Genomic DNA, 20,907 nt, shown 5'->3' with positions numbered 1-20,907 from the left:
GAGTCAGCCGCGTAAAATTAAGGCCGCACATCGTGCGGCCTTTTTTGTTTATAGCTCGCTGTGCGCTCGCTCGATCTCTTCCGCCAGAATGGCGATGCCTTTCTCAATCTTGTCGCTGTCCGGCACGTAGTTCATGCGCATACACTGGTGCGTATGCGGCCATTCATGCTCCAGCCCCGGAAAGAAAAAGTGGCCAGGCACCATCAGCACGCCACGCGCCTTCAGGCGCTGGTACAAAATTTCTGTAGAAATGGGCAGATCTTTAAACCATAACCAAAGAAATATCGCGCCCTCGGGTTTATGGATCAGACAGCGATCTTCCGACAAATAGCGGCGAATAACCGCAATCGTCTGCTTAACGCGCTCCTGATAGAAAGGCTTGATGACCTCTTGCGACAGGCGCAGCAGGTCGCCTCGCTGGATCATCTCGTGGGCAATGGCTGGCCCGATACCGCCGGGCGCAAGGCTGATAATGCCGTTCATGTTACCGATAGCGGAAATCACTTTCTCATCCGCAATAATAATGCCGCAGCGCGAACCCGGCAGGCCCAGCTTGGACAGGCTCATGCACAGAATAATATTGGGATTCCACAGCGGGCGAACGTCGCTAAAGATAATGCCGGGGAAAGGCACGCCATAGGCGTTATCGATCAGCAGCGGAATGTCATGCTGCTGCGCCAGCGCGTCCAGCCTCATTAGCTCTTCATCAGTAATGACGTTGCCGGTTGGGTTGGTCGGCCGCGAAACGCAGATCAGGCCGGTATCCTCTGTCACGTGCAGCTGCTCGAAGTTGACGTGATATTTGAACTGTCCTTCGGGCAGCATCTCGATATCGGGGCGCGCAGAAACAAACAGATCTTCATCCAGACCGGCATCGGCATAGCCGAGATATTCCGGGGCCAGCGGGAACAGCACGCGCTTTTTGCGGCCATCTTCACGGCGTCCGGCATACAGGTTAAACAGATAAAAGAAGGCGCTTTGGCTGCCGTTGGTCAGGGCGATATTCTGCGGGCCAATCTGCCAGCCGTGCTGCTCGCTCAGCAGAGCGGCAAGGGATTCCAGCAGCGTGCTTTTGCCTCTTGGGCCATCATAGTTGCAGAGCGCCTCGGCTAGTTTGCCTTCGTTGTGCATCTCTTGCAGCAGCTGCTGAAAATAGTCGTTCATCGCCGGGATCTGGGCCGGATTACCGCCGCCCAGCATCACCGAACCGGGCTTGCGCAGGCCTTCGCCCATATCTTCCATCAGGCGGGCAATGCCTGTATGGCGCGTAAATTTATTACCGAAAGCGGAAAAGCTCATAGCGTATTAACTGCTTATTATAGGCAAGTGAGGGTTAACCTTAACGCCAGGCCCGGCGCGATGCAACGTTAGCGGGCTGCGGGTAAAAGCCTCCAAAAAAGCGAGCAGGGTAAAAACATGACGGCCTCTTGGTTGAATCGTTTCAACTGGCGAGCGCTTTTTGCGACGCCACGTCACGGTTATTTTGTTGCCGACAGCGCGCGGCGTTAATATTTTGTGACGAATAGCACGACTTATTGATAAAAATCTCTTAAAAATCCGTGAAGTGATGTGAATCACAGTCGCGCTGAGCCGCTCTTTGTAGGCTGACCGCTCTTTAGCTAAATCATTTCAGCAAGGGCGAGCACAGATGAAAACCTTATTAGCAGGCGCGGTAATGGCGATAGTGAGCGGGCAGGCGGCAGCGCAAAGCTTTGTACTGACTGATGCCAACACGGAAAAAGGTAACTGGCAGATAAGCAGCGAGCAGCTGAAAATGGGCGGCGAACCGTTCAGCATTCAGCAGCAGGTGCTGCACGGCGGCAAGCAGGAAGGCTCTAAAGTGCTGACGCTGACCAGTAAAAACGGCCTGACCATTGCGCTCAGCCCAACGCGCGGCATGGATCTGCTGCATGTTAACGGTCACGGCGTGCGTCTTGGCTGGGATTCGCCGGTTGATGAGGTGGTTAACCCGGCCTATATCAATCTGGAAAGCCGCAACGGCCTGGGCTGGCTGGAAGGCTTTAACGAAATGATGGTGCGCTGCGGCTATGAGTGGACGGGCCACCCGGTCACCAAAGAGGGCCGCATTTATACGCTGCACGGCAAAGCGGGCAATACGCCAGCGTCACAGGTAGAAGTTATCGTGGACGATAAGGCGCCGCATGAAATTCGTATTCGCGGCCTGCTGAAAGAGCACACCTTTAAAAAGGCGGCGCTGGAAACCTGGACCGAGCTGCGGTACGTGCCCGGCTCGGACTCTTTTACCCTGCATGATGTGCTGACCAATAAGGCTGACTATCCGCACGACTACGAAATTATCTACCACAGCAACTTCAGCACGCCAATTCTGGAAGAGAATGCCCGTTTCCTGGCCGCGGTAAAATCCGTTTCGCCATTTAACGACTACGCGAAGAAAGGGCTGCAAAACTGGCAAACCTACGGCGCGCCAACCAAAGACTTTGATGAAATGGTCTTTAACCTCCAGCCGATTGCTGACAGCAATGGCAAAACCGTGGCCGCCGTGGTTAACAGTAAGGGTGATAAGGGTGCGTCAATTGAATTTGATACCCGCCAGCTACCGCTGCTGACGATGTGGAAAAACACTGACACCGTGAAACAGGGCTACGTCACCGGTATCGAACCGGGCACCAACTACGCCTATCCGGTGACGATCGAAAAAGAGCAGGGCAGAGTGAAGCAGCTTCAGCCGGGCCAAAGCACGGAGTTTACGCTGACCTATTCTTTGCTTAAGGACGCCAGCGCGGTGCAGAAAGTTGAGCAGCGGATCAAAACGATTCAGGGCGAAACCAAAATCGCCGTGGACGAGAAGCCGATAGCGGTCGAATAAGCTTGTGGGCGCGTCCATGCGCCAGAACGGTCCGCTTATCCGGTTGCCCTCCGCTGGCGGTATGGCTAAAAAAATGCCGGAACGTATGGACCGTTTAAACTTGTCAGCGATCTGAACAGAGAGGAGAGAGCCTCTCTGTTTTTTCGCGCTGCTACCTTTTTACTGCCCGGGTAAACGAAACGTCTAATGACTTAATGACTTTAGCGTTTTTATATTGCGCCTTAATGGTGCCGGAACCCGCCTGTGTTGAGCTCAGCTTGATGATATAGACGCCTTTGTCGTAGGCGGAGCGGACAATTTTACTGCCGGGCAGGCCGCTCAGATCGAAATGCACATCGTTAGCGTGGTTAGCGTAATTCGAATTGCTGAGCAGATTGTTAAATTTATCCCTTGGGGTAAATGTTATCTTCATTTCGCTCACGCCATCTGCGGGAACGTTCTTGTTCTCGGCAGTAAAGCTGGTATTGCTCAGTACTTCCTCGCCGGGAATAAAGTCGAGTTCAACGGTGCGGGAATGGCCATCAATTGAGCCCGTCACATAAAAAGGCGCGGCATAGGTGCTGCCAGCTCTGAACATCGCGTTGCCCCCATCCCTCAGCATGACGGATGACGGCAACTGCAGATGGGCGTCGTTTGCCTTTATCGTTACCGCTCGGCCAGTAACGGGATTACCGTTAGCGTCTTTCGCGCTGACATACAAATTAAGCGGTGCGCTGGTATCAACGTGGCTAAGTCTGGCCACGGCTTCCAGATCAAACTGCGTAACCTTGCCCGCGACAAAATGCACTTTGGCGCTTTGCGTTTGCTGGCTGCCCAGCCGTGCCGTTACCGTGCTTTCACCAGATTTCAGGTCGGTAATTGTTGCTTGCGCTTCGCCTTTAGCATTGGTTACCGCTGAATGCACTACTGCAGCGCTATGATCGGCACTAAAGTTGACGGTTTGCCCCGCCAGCGGATTACCCTGCGCGTCGGTTACCGTCGCGGTTACCCGATCCTTGTCTTTGCCATCCGCTACCACGTTATCATTAACGACGGTCAGGCTGGCCAGACGCGCCGTGGTCGTGTCGGCACCAATCGTCACCGTAGCGGAAGGGAAAGTCATGTTCCGTGCGGTCGGCGTAATCGTTAAGGTTTCCGGGTGCGTGCCTGCGGTAACCACAAGACTATAGACTCCCACGCGCTGACGCGTAAAGGCGGTGATTTTTGCGTCATCAGCATCTCGCGTGCTTTTCGCCACGCTAATCTCTTTGTCATTAATATCAACAGGATTTCCCTGGTTATCTTTCAACGTCAGGGTCAGCGTTTGCTGTGAATGATTGTCGGCAGGCAGCTCGCTGTTTGCAGGCAGCAACAGGCTATTACTGACGTTAATGGTCGCTTCGGCCACCGTTACCTGCGTTTCCGTCCGGCGCGAGACGTTGCCTCTTTTATCAATGGCGACGCCGCTGATAGTGTAAGTGTTCACGCCGCTGGCGTCGTTATGCCAGCTCGGTAGCACCACGCTAAAGTCGGTCGGGCCGTTGGCGACAATCTTGCCGCCGTTGGCCAGCAGCGAGGCGGCAGACCACTCAATACGATCCAGACCATATTTGCTGTTTACGGAAACGTTCAGCGTTTTCTGCTCGCCGGTAAAGCCGGTGATAAGCCGCGCGTCATGAAGCGTGATGACCTCGTTTTTACGGTAATCCAGAATAATATCGTTATTACGATTAACCAGATCGTAGCGATTACCGGCCAGGCTGCGCAGCGTCGCGACGGCATCGCTGTCCAGCTGTTTCTGCCACGGCATACCGATTTGATAGTTAAGCGTCAGACCCAGCCGGGTATCGTTTTCGCCCGCTTTACCCTGGCGCTGCTCGGCTTCCAGCGTCACCAGCGGGAAAGGGGTAAAAGTAATGCCGGCGGTGATAGCGTGGGGATTTTTCTGCCGGTCGTTGGTGCCGAACAGGGCGACTTCGTTACCGTAATATTGTTCATAGTTGAGCTTTGCACCCAGCTGTGGCCAGGCAGGCAGAAACGCTTCGCTACGAATATCCCAGCCGTTAGCCGGGCGCTCTTCATAGCCCGAGAAATCTTTAGAATCCTTCCAGCTGGTCAGACGGATATAGCCATTGGCCGCCAGCCTGACAAAATCACGCCAGTATTCAACGCCCAGCCCTGAACGGGCATGATCGCGGGAAAGGTCATAATCCAGAAAAGCATTCGCGCCGGTCATAAAGTTATCGGCGAAATGGCGCATACCCAGGCCCAGATTGGCCTGATTACGATCGTCCGTACGATGAAAGCTTCCCTGGGTAAAAATAAGGCGGTCTTTGCGATCGCTTAAAGGCAGCAGCAGATCGAAGCGGGAGTTTTTGAGCGAAAAGTTTTTGTCGCTGTCCAGCTGCACCTGAGCCGTACCAAACTGGCTCAGCCACTGTTGCGCCTGCGCGCCCGCTTCGCCAGCGGCGATATTGGTCGCGGCAGCGGCGGCATTGTTATTACCGGAACGGTTATCCAGCGAAGCGCCAGCCTGTGCGGCCAGGCCCGCGGTTTTTAGCTGAAGCGCATCAGTAGCCTCAGCGTCGCGCCACTGTACTTTTGGTAAAGGAGAGAGAGGAATATCCAGCTCGTCGCCGGCCTGCAAACGCTCAAAGCCGTGGGCAAAGGTTCTCAGCTGATTTAGCTGACGCAGCGCGTCGACGCTTATATGATATTTTTTGGCAACGTCACTGACGGTTTCGCCCTGAGCGAGCGTATAAACCCGCGTTTGCAGCGCATTAATATCGTCAGAGCGGTTTAAAAAATGCTGTTGCGCGGCAGCCATCGCCGGAGTTAAAGCACAGGTCACGGGAAAAACGCTTTGCACGGCAATAGTCAGCCAGGTCAGGCGATATAACCATTGCGGTTTGTTATTGTGTTTGCTATTCATTTTTTCAGGTTAATTAAGGGTGAATGTAGCCAGCGCGAGCGTGCTGTCTTTATTCAGGTTGATTACCGTGAATAGTAAACTTTCACTCCGATCTGCTGACCTTGAAATAGAAAACAATGCTTCGGTTTCTTGAAGGTTTATCTCCTTTTATCAACGAGTTATTTTTAACTGGCAATATGAACCCCTCGGCGCTGGCTATGCCGATAAAGAGGTTTCTGAATGGGGCGTAGTTATATCACAATCTTAAGTTGATACAATGTGGCGTCAAAATTGTGCTGGCTCTGTAAATAACAGTAATATATCAGTAAGGTTATTTTTCTTTTTTTGAAGTAAACAATTTATTTACAATGAAGTTAATTTATCTTTATGAGGGTTAATATTCAGATCGCTGTTTATTTTTCGTTTAAGTAAACTGCGAGGATAATTTCACAGCGGAATATAATCGCTATAACATTATCCATTTGGCATTATCTGGAGTTATTTGGGTTTGTTTAGCGCCTGTTGAGGCAGGGAAGGGAATTTTTACGGGAAACTGCGGTCGGGGTTGAGACATAAAACGGCCCGGTTCCTTGAACAAAACCAGGCCAAAACGTTACTTCGCTATTTCCGGATTAACGCAGTTTTTCTCTACGTTACCGTTCAGGGCGGCAATCAGGTTTTCTACGGCGTCTTTCGCCATACCGTAACGGGTTTCATGCGTGGCAGAACCAATATGCGGCAGCGCCACCACGTTAGGCATGGTCAGCAGCGGTGAATCTTTTGGCAGAGGCTCTTTTTCAAAGACGTCCAGACCGGCAGCGTGAATAGTGCCTTCTTTGAGTGCCGCAATCAGCGCCTGTTCGTCAACCACCGGGCCGCGTCCTGCGTTAATCAGCACCGCCGACTTTTTCATTTTCGCCAGCTCTTCACGGCCAATCAGGTGATGCGTCTGCTCGGTCAGCGGCAGGCTGATACATAAAAAGTCAGATTCTTTCAGCAGCGTATCCAGATCGCAGTACTGCGCGTCAAAACGCTGCTCCGCTTCTTTATGCTGCGAGCGGGCGTTGTAGAGAATAGGCATGCTAAAGCCAAGATGCGCGCGCTGCGCCAGCGCCAGGCCGATGCGGCCCATGCCGAGGATACCCATTTTCTTATGGTGCACGTCCGTCCCAAACCAGTCCGCGCCAATACTGCCTTGCCATTCGCCTTGCTTCACGCGTTCAGCAGATTCCACCACGCGACGGGCGCTGGTCAGTACCAGCGCCATCATGGTATCGGCAACGGTTTCGGTCAGCACGGTAGGCGTATGCATCAGCAGCACGCCGCGTTCGCTCAGCGCCTTGATATCAAAATTATCGACGCCTACCGACACGGAAGAGGCGACGCGCAGCTTTGGCGCTTTTTGCAGAAATTCGGCATCGACTTTGCCGCCAGAACCTAAAATGCCTTCGGCCTGCTGGAAAGCCTCAGCGTGTTCGCTCAGGGTTTCCGGCGTCAGCCCTTTGATTTCGGTGACGTTGAAATGCTCATCCAGTTGCGAACGCAGATCTTGCGGCAGCGATTTATACAGCACCACAGATGGTTTCATTCTTGTCTCCCTGTTTCGTTAAAAAACGGGCCGGCTGGCCCGTCGTATTAAGCGTGTTTAGCGCCATGCGGCATCGGAGGCTGCTCATTGGCTGCGGGCTTTACAATCAGCGTTAGCCAGGCCGAAATAAGCAGCGATGCCCCCATAAAGATATACGAAGCTGAAGGACTGCCGGTGGCGCCGTTCAAATAACCCACTACCCAGGAGCCGAGGAAAGAGCCCAGCGCGCCCATCGCGTTGATAAGCGCCATCGCGCCGCCCGCCACGTTACGCGGCAGCATCTCTGGAATAATGGCAAAGAACGGGCCATAGGGCGCATACATTGCCGCACCGGCCAGCACCAGCAGGCTGAACGACAGCCAGAAGCTGTGCGCGCCCACCAGATAAGAGCCTAAAAATGCCAGCGCGCCAATTAACAGCAGCGGCCAGACAAAGAGTTTGCGGTTCTGTAACTTATCGGAAGCCCAGGAAGCGAGGATCATCGCCACGGTCGCGGCCAGATAGGGTACGGCAGAGAGCCAGCCCGCTTCTACCATGCCCATCTGCATGCTGTTACGCAGGATAGACGGCAGCCAGAGCACAAAGCCGTATACGCCAATACTCCAGGTAAAGAACTGGATGCAAAGAATAATCACGTTGCGCGAACGGAAGGCTTCACTGTAGTTGCGTACCGCTTTGATATTTTCCTGCTCTTTCTGTAACTGCGCCTGCAGCGCGGCTTTTTCATCTTCGCTCAGCCATTTGGCCTGGGCGGGCTTATCCTGCACCATAAACCACCAGGCCACGGCCCAGATTACCGCCGGAATCCCTTCGAAAATAAACATTTCTCGCCAGCCGAAGGCGTTAATCAGATAGCCAGACACCACGGACATCCACAGCACCGTCACCGGGTTGCCTAAAATCAGGAAGGTATTGGCGCGCGAACGTTCTGATTTGGTAAACCAGTTGCTGATATAGATCAGCATGGCAGGCATCACCGCCGCTTCCACCACGCCAAGCACAAAGCGGATAACCGCCAGCATGGCAACATTGCTGACCATGCCGGTCAGCGAAGCACAAACGCCCCACAGCACCAGGCAGACGAAAACCAGTTTTTTTACGCTACGGCGTTCGGCATAAATCGCGCCGGGGATCTGAAAAAAGAAGTAGCCGAGAAAGAACAGGGCGCCCAGCAGCGACGACATGCCGTGCGTGATGCCTAAATCAGTATTGATACCGGCGGCGGAGGCGAAGCTAAAATTGGCCCGGTCAAGGTACGCCAGGCTATAGGTGATAAACACGATGGGCATGATATACCACCAGCGTTTAGGCGCGATTTTTTGCTCGTTCATCATCTCTTCCTCTGTTGGCGGCGGCCGCACTCTTACTGTAGGGTACGTTGCGGCTCGTTATGGTTGGGTCAGGAACGGAAATACCTGGCGCTTCTTGTTAAAAACGTTGCGGGGCGTGCCCCATTGCTGGCTCAGCGTCAGAAATCACCCAGCTTTTCGCGCGTGGGTAAGCCTTCGCTGTCGCCGCTCACCTGAATAGCCAGCGAGCCGATTTTATTGCCGCGCTTAATCGCCTGCGGCAGCGTTTTACCTTCCAGTAGAGCGCTGATCACGCCTACGGCAAAGCCATCGCCCGCGCCGACGGTATCCACCACGTTGGCAGTCTGGATCGCGGCCACCAGACCTTTTTCACCCTCGGCGGTTTTAAACCAGGCGCCTTCGCAGCCCGTTTTAATAATTACCGCTTTAACACCCATCGCCAGATAAAAATCGGCGATCGCTTCCGGCTGGCTATGGCCCGTGAGTATTTTGCCCTCGCTGATGCCCGGCAATACCCAGTCGGCAAAGCCTGCCAGCGTATTCAGCTGCGTGACCATTTCCCGTTCGCTCGACCAGAGCACCGGGCGCAGATTAGGATCGAAAGAGAGAGTTTTACCCATCCGCTTCATCTCCTGCGCCGCATGTTTTGCTAACGCCAGCGAGCTGTCGGAGATCGCGGCCGCAACGCCGCTTAAATGCAGGTGCCGCGCCGCGCCAAAATAGTCGCGATTAAAATCTTCAATGGAAAGATGGCTTGCCGCCGAGCCTTTGCGAAAGTACTCCACCAGCGGATCGGAACCGTCCTCCACGCGGGATTTCAGTTGAAAACCAGTAGGGTATTGCGGGTCGGTCGTCACCTGACGGCTATCGACGCCCTCTTTTTCCAGCTGCTGGCGAGTAAAGCGGCCAAAAGAGTCATTGCCTACCCGGCTGACCCAGCCCACTTTTAGCCCGAGCCGCGCCAGGCCGATAGCCACGTTTAGCTCGGCTCCGGCAATGCGTTTGGTAAAGTGCTCTGCCGCCGCCAGGTCACCCGTATCGCTGGCAATAAACATCGCCATTGCTTCGCCGATGGTGACCGCATCCAGCGTGCCGTTTTCATGGATGGTCATGGTTTATACCTCTGAAAGCAGTTCGACATAGTGGCGCGTAACGGCGACAAGATCTTCGCCTTCCAGCGGGAACTCGATGCCGCGCGGTACGCCAGCGGGCAACAGCGCCAGGGTTTCGCGCCACAGGCTGTCGGCATCATCCAGCGCCACTGCCCGCCAGCTATCGCCCATCGGCGCTACCGCTTTTACGTGGATATAACTGACAAAATCGGCCAGCCGCGCCGCCGCCGCCGTTGGACTGTCGCCCGTCCACAGCCAGTTGCCCATATCGAAAGTCATGCCGTTGCCGACGCGCGTTTCGCTATGCTGATGAAAATAGTTTTCCAGCGCGGTCAGGCGACCGCATGCCGTCTGATCGTTTTCTACCACCAGACAAAGCGTCCGTGCGGCCAGCTTTTCACGCAGCGCCGACCAGTTGCTACCTTGTTGATAATGGCCTAATGAATATTTTAGTAGCTGGGCATTTAATTGCGCCGCTTCCGCAAAATGGCGATCCAGATTGGGATTCAGCGTGCCGTCGGGCGCGAACAGCGCTTCCGGTACGGAATAAAACGCGGTAAGACGGTGATCGGCAATCACTTTGCCCAAGGCGGCAAGATCGCTGAGTTCCGCATCGTTAAACAGTTCACGGCGAATCTCCACGCCGTCCGCGCCTGCGGCGGCAATCATCGGCACAACGGCCTGCTGTCCACCCAGCTCATCAAGGCGGTCGCGGCCATAGGCGGCCGTCACTACAATTATTTCAGGTTTCACTTTTCCTCCGGGCGACGCCCTGACGTTATAAAAACGTTAAATGGAACCGGTTCCAATAGGAAGGGGGAGAGCGCGGTTTTATGATCGCGCTCACGGTGTGGACAATTATTTTGTCCGTGACTGGAAAAAGAGAAAGGGAGAGAAAACGGGCTTTTTTTACTGATTACAGGCTTAAATCAGGCGAATTTCGTCGATCCCCGCACAATCAGTTCACCAGAGAAAACCTGCTCGAGCGGCGGCGCTTCGTCGCCTTCAATACGGCGAATAACCTGCTCCAGCGCGGCATAGCCGATCTGGCGGGTAGGCTGCTTCAGCGTGGTAATACCGCCGCCAGCCAGCTCTGCCCATTCCAGCTCATCAAACCCCAGCAGGCCCAGCTCTTTGCCCCAGTCGAGGCCAAGGCGCTTCATGGCGCGCGTAACCTGAAGCGTTAGCGCACCGTTTACCACCAGCACCGCCGCACGCCGATCGCGCTGGCGCTGATAAAAATCCTGGAGCAGTTCATCCAGCCGCTGCACGTCGTTCAGCTTCACTTCAGCCTGTTCAGCGTGCCGCTGCGGATAAGCCGTCATGATCTCTTTAAACGCCTGTAGACGCTCGTGGCGAGTATTAACGGTGCCGAGCGGCTCGGTAACAAACAGCACCGACTCAAAGCCCTGATCCATCAGATGACGCGTAACCAGGCTTGCCGCTTCCTTGTTGTTCAGCCCTACCACATCGCAGGCGAAATCGGGAATTTTACGGTCAATCAACACCATTGGCAGCAGAGATTGCTGCAGGTGGCTTAGCGCTTCTTCACGCATGCCCACGGCATTGACCACGATGCCCTCTACCTGATAGCTGCTTAATAAATTCAGGTAGTGCTGCTCCTGATCCACCTCGTTATTGGTGTTACACATTAGCAGCGTAAAGCCCCGCGCACGGCACGCCGCTTCAATGCCGCACATCACGTCAACGGAATAGGGGTTGGTGATATCCGCAATGATCAGCCCAATCAACCTTGTGCGTCCGCGTTTCAGCCCGCGCGCCATCTGGCTGGGACGATAGTTCAGCGCCGCGATAGCCGTTTCAATGCGCTGTTTTAAATCAGCGGACAAAAGATGTTGCTCGCCGTTGAGGTAACGAGAAACGCTGGTTTTACCGGTTTTTGCTGCTTTGGCAACGTCGCTGATAGTCGCGCGTGCGGCCTGGCGGTTCATGGCGATCCTTGAACGAGTAAAAAAATAAGCGTGGCTTTGATCATTAGCGGGCCCGATGGTCAGGCCGGTTGTCATGATCGACAGCGGATCGCGCCATCATAAAGCATAAGTACAGGTCCGCACACCGCCAGCCGGGGTTAACAGAGCAGAAAGCTAAAAAGAGGGGAGAAATCAAATCAGCAGAAAGGCAAAATCAGACGAGCGCGGTATAAAGCAGCCCGGACCATGAACGGTCCGGGCTGAGCGGGCGTTTTCTGCGCCCGGGAGCAACAGCCTCAGCAGTACGCCTGGTGAGGTGAGGCCGTAAATGCTTACTGTAGCGGGCTAAGCGTAATTTCTACGCGACGGTTCTGCGCTTTGCCTTCTGCTGTACTGTTGGAAGCGACAGGATTTGCCGGGCCCATACCGCTGGTGCGAATGCGGCCTGCCGCAACGCCCTGGGTAATCAGCGAGCTGCCTACGCTGTCGGCGCGCTGCTGTGACAGCGTCATATTGAGCTGGCGGCTGCCGGTGCTGTCGGTATAGCCCACAATGTTGACGGCGGTTTTCGGATACTCTTTCAGCACCATCGCCACGCCGCTGAGCGTATTGGCACCTGCTGGTTTCAGCGTGCTGCTGCTGCTGTCAAAAGTTACATTGTTTGGCATATTCAGGATGATATTGTCGCCCGAGCGGGTCACGCTGACGCCGGTGCCGCGCATTTTATCGCGCAGTTTGGCTTCCTGAACATCCATATAGTAGCCCGCGCCGCCGCCGAGCGCCGCGCCCGCCGCTGCGCCAATCAGCGCGCCTTTGCCACGGTCTTTTTTCGACGAAGAGAGCACGCCCACGCCAGCGCCCAGCGCCGCGCCCAGGCCCGCGCCGATGCCGGCTTTGCCCGCCTGGCGTTCGCCAGTATAAGGATTAGTGGTACAGCCGGACACCGCAAGCGTGCCGCTCAAAACCAGAGCGAGCGTAATTAAACGTTTTTTCATAAGTAGCTATTCCTGAACAGCGGCAGGCAAAATTGCCCGAAAAAAACGATTATGCCGTCGCCGTGCAGAAAAAAAACCGTGTTATCTTCTTAAATTGTAAAGAGAGACTACTTAAGATTATCCGGATGGCAAAAACAGCCGGTAATATGGTCGCTGATCAGACCGCAGGCCTGCATAAACGAATAACAGGTGGTCGTGCCAACAAATTTAAAACCCCGTTTTTTTAATGCTTTAGACATAGCAAGGGAAGCATCGCTACAGGTCGGCGCGTCACGATAATTGCTGTAGCGCTGAACTAGCGGCCTCCCGTCGACAAACTGCCAGACAAAAGTATTAAAAGCCTCGCCTTTTGCTTCCATGGCCAGCAGCGCACGCGCGTTGGCGATAATGGCGGAGAGCTTGCCGCGATGGCGAATTAAGCCACTGTCGAGCATCAACCTATCCACGTCCGACTCCTCCATCAGCGCCAGCCTTTGCGGATCGAAATGAAAAAACGCCCGGCGGTAGTTCTCGCGTTTTTTCAGAACCGTCAGCCAGGACAGGCCAGCCATTTGTCCCTCCAGGCACAGCATCTCAAACAAACTTTGCGTGTCGGTCAGCGGAATGCCCCATTCCGTATCGTGATAGGCAAGATAAAGGGGATCCTGAGTCACCCAGCCGCAGCGCTGCATAGTAAAGTCCCTTATTAAATGTGATTAAAAATTAGCCTGAAATCGCTTGACGTAATCGCGGATCGGGCAATAGTTATCTGACGGGTTGATGATGATAGCAACAAAATAACCGGCGCGGCTCTGCGTCTTTGGGCTCTTTTCTGGAGTCACTTTCATGTTAAAGAAAAGCTTAAATCTGTGCGCTGTTGGGAGCGCAGGCATGCTGTACCTGTTTTCAACGTCACCGCTGTTTGGCTGGGACCAGGTTTATGTGTTCGGCGACAGCTTAAGCGATGGCGGCAATAACGGCCGCTATACGTGGGATAGCAGCCGCCATCCTTTGTACGATGAGATCCTGTCGGCGAAAATCAATCAGTCGCTTCAGCCCTCCTCTACGGGCGGCACCAACTATGCTGCCGGTGATGCCGTGGCTTCGGCTTCGCTCAATGCCGAAAACAATACGGCCAGCCAGGTTGCCGCCTATCTTGCCGCGAACGGCGGCGCAGCGGACAGCGACGGCCTTTATATTCACTGGGTTGGCGGCAACGATCTCGCCGCCGCCGCCCTGAATCCTGTGCAGGCGCAAAGCATTATCAGCGGCAGCGCCTCTGCCGCCGCCAGCCAGGTACAGACGCTGCTGGCGGCCGGAGCCGATACGGTTATCGTGCCCACCGTGCCCAATATCGGTGCGGCGCCCGTGCTGCTTGAGACCCTTATTCAGGCCACGCTGGCACCCGTCGCCAGCGCGGCGCTTACCGCCGCGTTTGCCTCGTTAAACAGCCAGCCAACGCTGACGTCCGACAGCCGTAACCAGGCAATTCAGCAGGCTTTATACGCCGCTGCCGGGCAGGTCAGCAGCGTGGCGGCGGTGCGGCAAACGATAGCCAACCAGCTCTATGCCGCCTGGCAAAGCCTGAGCGAACAGGCCAGCGCGCTGACCGACAGCTATAACCAGCAGGAAGAGAGCCAGCTGGCGCAGCTTAAGGGCAACATTGTGCGCGTGGATATCAACGGCCTGTTTAAAGAAATTCTCAGCGATCCGGCCAGCTATGGGCTGACCAATACCGTCGGCATGGCCTGTCCGCCCGGCGTTTCAGCTGCGGTTTGCGGTACCTCTACGCCTGGTTTTTCCAGCGAGCAGGCGTTTCTGTTTGCCGACCATTTGCATCCCGGCCCCGGCACGCATCAGCTGATTGCCGATTATATTCAGTCCATACTCGACGGGCCCGCTCAGGTTGTGGCGCTGAATCAGGCCACGCTGGCAATGTCCCGCGATGCGCGGTCCACGCTCGACAGCCGCTTGCAGCAGCAGCGCCACGGTGACAATCCGCAAGGCTCGCTAACGCTTTTTGGCGGCTACGCCGGGCAGCACTATGACTATGCAGCGAACCAGGCGGCGGGCGACGGCAACGCCACCAGCCATAATCTGACGCTGGGCCTGGATTATAAGCTGACCGATAATCTGCTGGTAGGGGCGCTGGTCTCCGGCTCTGACGATACGCAGCATCCCTCGTCGCGCTATGACTACAAAATGCGCGGCTGGCTGCTGTCGGCCTACAGTGAGCTGGCCTTTTTTGACCACGGCTGGATCAATGCAGATGCGCACTACGCTTTCGCCAGCTATGACGATATCAACCGCAGCATGACGATCGGCCCGGCGAGCCGTACAGAAAAAGGTGACACGGACGGTAAACAGCTGGGCGCGCGGGTAACGACAGGCTGGGATTTCCCGCTGGCAAACTGGCTGACTACCGGGCCGGTGGCGCAGTACGCGCTCGATTACAGTTCGGTCGACGGCTATAGCGAAAGGGGAGCCAGCAGCACCGCAATGCGTTTTGCCGATCAAAACTACCATTCGCAAACGGGCGCACTGGGCTGGCGAGTAGATTCCGAGCTGGGCTGGATCAATCCGTGGGCGGAAGTCAGCTATAACCACCAGTTTGGCGATAACGTCTGGCGTGCCGGTGGCGGTTTGAAATCGACGCAGACGTCCTTCGTGCGCGATTCGGCACAGCAGGACACTAACTGGGTAGACGTAACGGTTGGCGCGCATCTGCCGCTGGGCGACAGCGTGGCGGCTTTTGCTTCGGTGTCGCAGACCGGTGGCCTTAGCTCTGGCGAACAGTTTATGTATAACCTGGGCGTGAGCGCGCGCTTTTGAAAGAAAAGGGGCGCGACGGCCTGTCGCGCCTGAGCCTGCCACCTACACAGCGCTTTCCGGCACCGCATGAGCGGTATTGACCGGCGCGGCGGCGGTGAATTTTTCTATTTCCAGCTGTGCCATCTGACCGCAGTTTCCCTGCGCCAGCCGCGAGCTGCCGAGATCAAAAGTCAGGCAGTTAACGTTGCCATTTTTGCACAGCGCCATCGGTTCAGCGGGATCGGCAGGATCGTACCAGGCGCCTTCGCTGATGCGCACCACGCCAGCGCGGATATCGCTGGTGACCACCGCGCCAACCAGAATCTGGCCGCGATCGTTAAAGGCCCTGACCAGATCCCCCGAGCGGATATCTCTGGCCGCGGCATCCTGCGGATTAATCAGGATCGCCTCACGATTGCTGACGGCATATTTTTCGCGCAGCGGCGTGTTATCCAGCTGGGAATGCAGGCGGTTCACCGGATGGGCGGTGTTTAACGACAGCGGATAACGCTGCGCTATCGGGCTGCCGTGCCACTCATAAGGCGGTTGCCAGCCCGGCAGCCCGGCGCAGTCGTCGTAGCGCATACTGGCGATGGTTTTCGAGTAGATTTCAATTTTCCCGCTGGGCGTTCCCAGAGGATTAAGCAGCGGATCTTCGCGGTAATCGGCAAAGCGTACCCACCGTTTGTTCTCCGGCGGAACAGGAAAGCGAATGTAGCTGTCAGACTGCCAGAACATGTCAAACGGCGGCAGCGCGACCCCGGCGTTTCTTGCCTGCTGCTTCATCCCGTCATACATCGTTTTCAGCCACAGCATCTCGTCCCGGCCTTCGGTAAAAGCCTGCTCCACGCCCAGCCGCGCCGCTATCGCCTGAAAAATGTCGAAGTCGTTACGCGCCTGATGCTGCGGCGGCACGCACTGACGCATCGGGAAAAGATAAAGCTGCGAATAGTCGCCGCCCATATCCATATCGTTGCGCTCAAAGCTGGTGGTGCAGGGCAGCACGATGTCAGCGTATCTGGCGGTCGCCGTCCAGTACGGCTCGTGCACCACAATGGTTTCCGGCCGTTGCCAGGCCTGGCGTAAATTATTGGTGTCCTGGTGATGATGGAAAGGATTACCGCCCGCCACGTAAACCATTTTGACGTCAGGATAGGTCACCTCTTTGCCGTTAAACGCCAGCTTTTTGCCCGGATTGGCCAGACAGTCGGCGATGCGGGCAACGGGGATGGGGGGCGGCGAGCCGGCTGGCGCGTTGCCTGCGCTGATGCCGGAAAGGATGCCGCCTTTTGCCGTCGGGCTGCCCCCGGACGAGTAGTGATAGCTAAAGCCGAAACCGCCGCCGGGCAGGCCAATCTGGCCGAGCATGGCGGCCAGGGTGACCAGCAGCCAGTGCGGCTGCTCGCCGTGGTGCTGGCGCTGAATACCCCATCCGGCCATGATCATGGTGCGCTGGCTGGCCATTCTTCTTGCCAGCTGGCGCAGCTGTTCCGGCGCAATGCCGCAAATTTCGCTGGCCCATTCCGCGCTTTTCACCGTGCCGTCGCTTTCGCCCAGCAGATAAGCACGAAACTTATCGAAGCCCGTCGTATAACGCTGTAAAAAAGCTTCATCGTGGCGCTTCTCCACCAGCAGCGTATGCGCCAGACCGAGGATCATCGCGGCGTCGGTATAGGCTTTCGGCGCTATCCATTCGGCGTTCAGCTCTCGGGCGCTGGCGTTAAAAATGGGATCGATGCAGATAACCGGCGTGCCTTTGGCCGCCAGCGCGGCAAACCCTTCCAGCCCGACGTGATCCGGCACGTTCCAGCTGTTTTTCAGCGTCACCGAAGGATTGCAGCCCCACAGCACCACCAGCTCGCTGTGTTCAATCACTACCGGCCAGCTGGTCTGCTGTTCGTACACCTCCATTGAGCCAACGACATGCGACATGATCACCTGTGCGGCTCCGGTAGAGTAGTCGCCGCTGTAGCCCAGAAACCCCCCGGACAGGTTCATCAGCCGATGCAGCAGCGCGCGACAGTTATGCAGCATGCCGGTGCTTTTCCAGCCGTAGGATCCGGCATAGATAGCCGAAGGGCCGTGCTCTTTTTGTAGCCTGCGGATCTGGTCGCTGACCAGCTCAATAGCCTTGTCCCAGCTCACTTTTACCCACCGATCGCGCCCGCGCAGATCGGGGCGGCTGCCCGGCCCGTTCTCCAGCCAGCTCTGGCGCACCATCGGCGCGGTGATGCGGTTGCTGGCGTGAACCTGGTAAGGAGCCATTTCGATCAGCTCGTTGGCCGCCGGGTCATCCTGCACGGCGCGCACCCCGACCATTTTTCCGTTTTCCGTCAGCGCTTCAAAGGCGCCCCAGTGTGCGGCGGTCAGGATGCCCTGTTGCGCCGGGCGTAGCGCCTTAAACAGCGGTAGCGCTTTATCGATGGCCTGCGCCAGTACCGATTTGCTGTAAACAAGATCGAGCGAGCCTGCCGCCAGTAAAGTACCGCTGGCCTGCAGAAAATAGCGGCGGGTAATTGCTTTATTGTCCATTTTTCTCTCCTTGCGCATGCTGGGCCATATCGCTGGCGTGCTGCTGGGCATAGCGCGTCAGCAGGCGTAGCTGTTCCTTATCCAGCGAGGTTCGCGACGCCATTCCTTTGATTACCCCCGTCCACTGGTTCGCCGTATAGTGATCGGGCGCGGTCAGTCCGTGGCAGCCCGTGCAGTTAGCGCTCATCAGGCCAGCGGCGTATTGCCAGATTTTTTCCCTGTCCTCAACCAGCACGTCCGTTGCCGTCCACAGACGTAATGAAACCCGATGCCACAGGGTTTCCGTTTGTTGGTCCTGCTGCGAAGAGAGGATTTTTATCTGCGGCGCGGCGTCGTCCGTGACCAGCGCGCTGATTATGCGCTTGCCCATTGCGGCGTAAATCACGCCGGGCGCGCCGTCCTGCTGCCAGCCCTGAAGTTCCGCCTCGGTGCGGCCGTTCTTTTGTTGATAAGCCGTGAGCCTGGTGGCCGGAAACAGCGTGCCTGCCGCCGGGCCGCTTTCAGGCGAAAGGGTAAAAGGCTGCGTGCTGATGGGGTAAAGCGGGCCGTTACCGGTTTTGGTGGCCGAGGCCAGCGCAACCAGCTGCGCCGCGCCGGAAGCATTGCTGTCGCGCATATCGGGCAGAATATGCGCCACGCCCCGGTGGCAGTCGATGCAGGTTTGCCCTTCTTTCATCGCAACGGGATGCGCTTTCCGCGCTTCAGGCTGCTGCGCGAGGATATCCATCGCCGCAAAGCTATGGCAGCTGCGGCAGGTAGCGGAATCGTCGGCCTTCATTTTCTTCCACACCGATTCCGCCATGGCCAGCTTGTGCGCGTTATATTTTTCTTCGCTGTCCAGCTTGCCGGTCAGTTCGCCCAGCAGATCTTTTGTCGCGGCCAGCTTGGTCGTCATCCAGCCGATCGGCTGTTCGGGAATGTGGCAGTCGGCGCATTCGGCACGGATACCGGCGTGATTCTGGAAGTGAATGCTGCCCTGATACTCCGCCAGCGGCCTCTCCATACTGTGGCAAGAGACGCAAAAAGCCGTGTCGCTGGTTTTGTGCAGCACGGTGACGCCGCCCGCAATGACCAGCAGAACGCCCGCCACGGCAAGGATAACAAGCAGGCCAAACCGCCAGCCGACCTTGCTGAAAACTTCCATATAAACTCCTGTAATCTATGGATATCGCTACATAAAAAAACGCAGCTACTTATCCCACAAAATCCGTGGGCTAAGTTTGTGGCTAATCAAGAAGTACAGCGTTACGCGAAGAGAAAAAGAGAAAGGCAGCAGCCAGGCGAGAGCCTGGCCGAAGGGAAGTGAGTTTACTCAGGCCGTTGGCGGCACCGTGCGGGCAAAGCTTTCACGCTGGAACATGTTTTCCGCCAGCTTAACCAGCGCTGGCCGATCCACGCACCAGTTAGGGACAATGCGGCGGAAATTTAAAAAGCCAATCAGGCAGGCGGTGGCAATATCCGCCACGTTCAGCTTACCGCTGTTTAGCGTGATGCCTTTAACCGCTTCTTTTTCCAGCGCGTCCAGACCACGCAGAATTTTTTCGCGCTGGCGTAGCAGCTGGCCTTCCATCTGTTGTTCCGGCGGCCGCATTTGTTCGCGCAGCAGGATCACCGCCGCATCGCCAATACCGTCTGCCAGCGCCTCCAGCTGCTGCACTTTCAATGCCGCCAGCCTGTCGCGCGGCATCAGCGCGGGCGCAATATCCAGCTGTTCCAGATAGGCCGCAATGATATGCGAGTCGTACCAGGTTTCCTGTCCGGCGACCAGCGCGGGCACTTTCCCCAGCGGATTGTAATGCGGTACGTGGCTCTCATCGGTCCAGGGCGATTCGTTGATAAATTCAAACGTAATGCCTTTTTCCAGCAGGATGACCGAAATTTTTCGTACAAAAGGACTGGTGTAACTGCCGATAAGTTTCATTACGCGCTTCCCCGTTATGACCGCTTTTCTGGTCAGCCTCTGTTTATAAAATTATTCTCCTGGAAACAGAAAAGGATTCAGGCTGCTGCGTGAAAAACCTTCCTGTTCCATCCGGGCGTCGAACACCAGCGACGCGAGATCGTCGGCAACCGGTTCAACGGCCGGGTCTTTTTCCTGAGACAGCATCTTCATATAGGTGCCGCAGTCGCCGCAGCTTTCTACCTTAACGGGTGAAACCGCATTCTGCGACCAGTCATGCAGATTGTCGCTCTGCTGACAGTTGCTGCATTTTCCTCTCGCCGCAAGCCATTCGCTTTCGCAAAGATTGCAGTGCAGGTAGCGCTCGTCATCCTGCCGTGCGCCGATATGCACCATGCCCGCCACCGGCACACTGCCGCATACCGGGCAAAACGGCCGCTGGCCGTGAGATTCCGTATAGGCTTTGCCGGGGATCAGCGCCGCCATCTGCGCCCAGTACAGCGAAAGCGCCGCCCAGATAAAAGGCGATTTATCGCTGCTGACCAGAGCAAAGTCGCCAGCCAGCAGGGCAGACGCCATGGTTTCCAGCTCGTTCGCGGACGCCTTTTCCAGATTTTCCAGCACGGCCAGCGCCTGACCGGTCATTTCCGGTTTCATTTCTGCAATCAGCGACTGCAGCAAGCGCCGCCAGTGCGCGTCGCGCGGCAGCGTCTTGCTGTCCAGCGGCGGCTTGTCCAGGGCGGCGGACTCGCTCAGCCTCGCGTGCAGATCCATTTGCAAAGGATGATCGTAAAGCACAATTTCCTGCGCGCTGGCGATAACGGCTGCAAAACGCAGGTAGTCGCCCAGCGGGTTTTTCTCCGCCAGTTGATACAACCGCGCCGCGCGACGAGAATATAAATTTTTCAGACGGGGGAAAAGCAACGGCGGGACTCGCTCCGCCGTTATTGCCTCGCCTTTTGCCAACTGCCCCTGCGGAAGAATGCGAATACTCATGAAATTTTCCTGTTT

General features: G+C 56.1%; 15 protein-coding genes. 2 read left to right on the top strand and 13 right to left on the bottom strand.

Features of this window, described 5'->3' with window-relative positions:
• Positions 1-48: 48 nt before the first annotated feature.
• Positions 49-1,299, bottom strand: a complete 1,251-nt coding sequence (locus tag ACMGGR_RS21070) for a valine--pyruvate transaminase (RefSeq protein ID WP_246760296.1) — start codon at positions 1,297-1,299, stop codon at positions 49-51.
• 349 nt (positions 1,300-1,648) lie between these two features.
• Here ACMGGR_RS21070 and ACMGGR_RS21065 point away from each other — a divergent pair, with 349 nt between their 5' ends.
• On the top strand, positions 1,649-2,848 hold the full coding sequence (locus ACMGGR_RS21065; RefSeq protein WP_246760295.1) for an aldose 1-epimerase family protein: 1,200 nt from the start codon (positions 1,649-1,651) through the stop codon (positions 2,846-2,848).
• Positions 2,849-2,999: 151 nt separating this feature from the next.
• On the opposite strand, the gene ACMGGR_RS21060 is transcribed toward ACMGGR_RS21065, so the two are convergent.
• The 8 genes from ACMGGR_RS21060 to ACMGGR_RS21025 all read right to left on the bottom strand — a co-directional run bounded on the left by ACMGGR_RS21060 (position 3,000) and on the right by ACMGGR_RS21025 (position 13,345).
• Positions 3,000-5,759 carry an inverse autotransporter beta domain-containing protein gene (locus ACMGGR_RS21060; RefSeq protein ID WP_414147796.1) on the bottom strand — a complete coding sequence of 920 codons (2,760 nt, stop codon included), beginning with the start codon at positions 5,757-5,759 and terminating at the stop codon, positions 3,000-3,002.
• A gap of 592 nt (positions 5,760-6,351) precedes the next feature.
• A complete protein-coding gene (gene ghrB, locus ACMGGR_RS21055) occupies positions 6,352-7,326 on the bottom strand; it encodes a glyoxylate/hydroxypyruvate reductase GhrB (protein WP_246760293.1) in 975 nt (324 codons plus the stop codon).
• Positions 7,327-7,373: 47 nt separating this feature from the next.
• Entirely contained in the window at positions 7,374-8,657 is a 1,284-nt protein-coding gene (locus ACMGGR_RS21050) for an MFS transporter (RefSeq protein ID WP_246760292.1), read from the bottom strand.
• Positions 8,658-8,794: 137 nt separating this feature from the next.
• Positions 8,795-9,748 (bottom strand): sugar kinase, encoded by a 954-nt coding sequence (locus tag ACMGGR_RS21045; RefSeq protein WP_246760291.1) that lies wholly within the window; start codon positions 9,746-9,748, stop codon positions 8,795-8,797.
• Between the two features lie 3 nt (positions 9,749-9,751).
• On the bottom strand, positions 9,752-10,501 hold the full coding sequence (locus ACMGGR_RS21040; protein WP_414147795.1) for a sugar phosphate isomerase/epimerase family protein: 750 nt from the start codon (positions 10,499-10,501) through the stop codon (positions 9,752-9,754).
• Between the two features lie 176 nt (positions 10,502-10,677).
• A complete protein-coding gene (locus ACMGGR_RS21035) occupies positions 10,678-11,700 on the bottom strand; it encodes a LacI family DNA-binding transcriptional regulator (protein ID WP_414147794.1) in 1,023 nt (340 codons plus the stop codon).
• Positions 11,701-12,011: 311 nt separating this feature from the next.
• A complete protein-coding gene (locus ACMGGR_RS21030; RefSeq protein WP_246760288.1) occupies positions 12,012-12,674 on the bottom strand; it encodes an OmpA family lipoprotein in 663 nt (220 codons plus the stop codon).
• 107 nt (positions 12,675-12,781) lie between these two features.
• Positions 12,782-13,345, bottom strand: a complete 564-nt coding sequence (locus ACMGGR_RS21025; protein WP_414147793.1) for a DNA-3-methyladenine glycosylase I — start codon at positions 13,343-13,345, stop codon at positions 12,782-12,784.
• Between the two features lie 199 nt (positions 13,346-13,544).
• Here ACMGGR_RS21025 and ACMGGR_RS21020 point away from each other — a divergent pair, with 199 nt between their 5' ends.
• Positions 13,545-15,485 carry an autotransporter outer membrane beta-barrel domain-containing protein gene (locus ACMGGR_RS21020; RefSeq protein ID WP_414149012.1) on the top strand — a complete coding sequence of 647 codons (1,941 nt, stop codon included), beginning with the start codon at positions 13,545-13,547 and terminating at the stop codon, positions 15,483-15,485.
• Between the two features lie 42 nt (positions 15,486-15,527).
• Here ACMGGR_RS21020 and torA read toward each other — a convergent pair whose 3' ends face one another.
• The 4 genes from torA to fdhE form a co-directional block, all read right to left on the bottom strand.
• Positions 15,528-17,996 carry a trimethylamine-N-oxide reductase TorA gene (gene torA, locus ACMGGR_RS21015; RefSeq protein ID WP_414147792.1) on the bottom strand — a complete coding sequence of 823 codons (2,469 nt, stop codon included), beginning with the start codon at positions 17,994-17,996 and terminating at the stop codon, positions 15,528-15,530.
• Entirely contained in the window at positions 17,986-19,140 is a 1,155-nt protein-coding gene (locus ACMGGR_RS21010) for a NapC/NirT family cytochrome c (RefSeq protein ID WP_414147791.1), read from the bottom strand. The genes torA and ACMGGR_RS21010 overlap by 11 nt, the downstream gene beginning before the upstream one ends.
• A gap of 168 nt (positions 19,141-19,308) precedes the next feature.
• The gene (locus ACMGGR_RS21005; protein ID WP_246760283.1) at positions 19,309-19,917 is read right to left on the bottom strand and encodes a glutathione S-transferase; all 609 of its coding nucleotides are present in this window, start codon (positions 19,915-19,917) and stop codon (positions 19,309-19,311) included.
• A gap of 51 nt (positions 19,918-19,968) precedes the next feature.
• Positions 19,969-20,892 carry a formate dehydrogenase accessory protein FdhE gene (gene fdhE / locus ACMGGR_RS21000; protein WP_414147790.1) on the bottom strand — a complete coding sequence of 308 codons (924 nt, stop codon included), beginning with the start codon at positions 20,890-20,892 and terminating at the stop codon, positions 19,969-19,971.
• Positions 20,893-20,907: the final 15 nt, after the last annotated feature.

Origin of the sequence: Erwinia sp. BNK-24-b, from assembly GCF_047456155.1 — a bacterium.
GTDB classification, from domain to species: Bacteria; Pseudomonadota; Gammaproteobacteria; order Enterobacterales; family Enterobacteriaceae; genus Erwinia; species Erwinia phyllosphaerae.
Note: the sequence above shows the minus strand (reverse complement) of the source record. Positions and strands in the feature narration are given on the sequence as shown.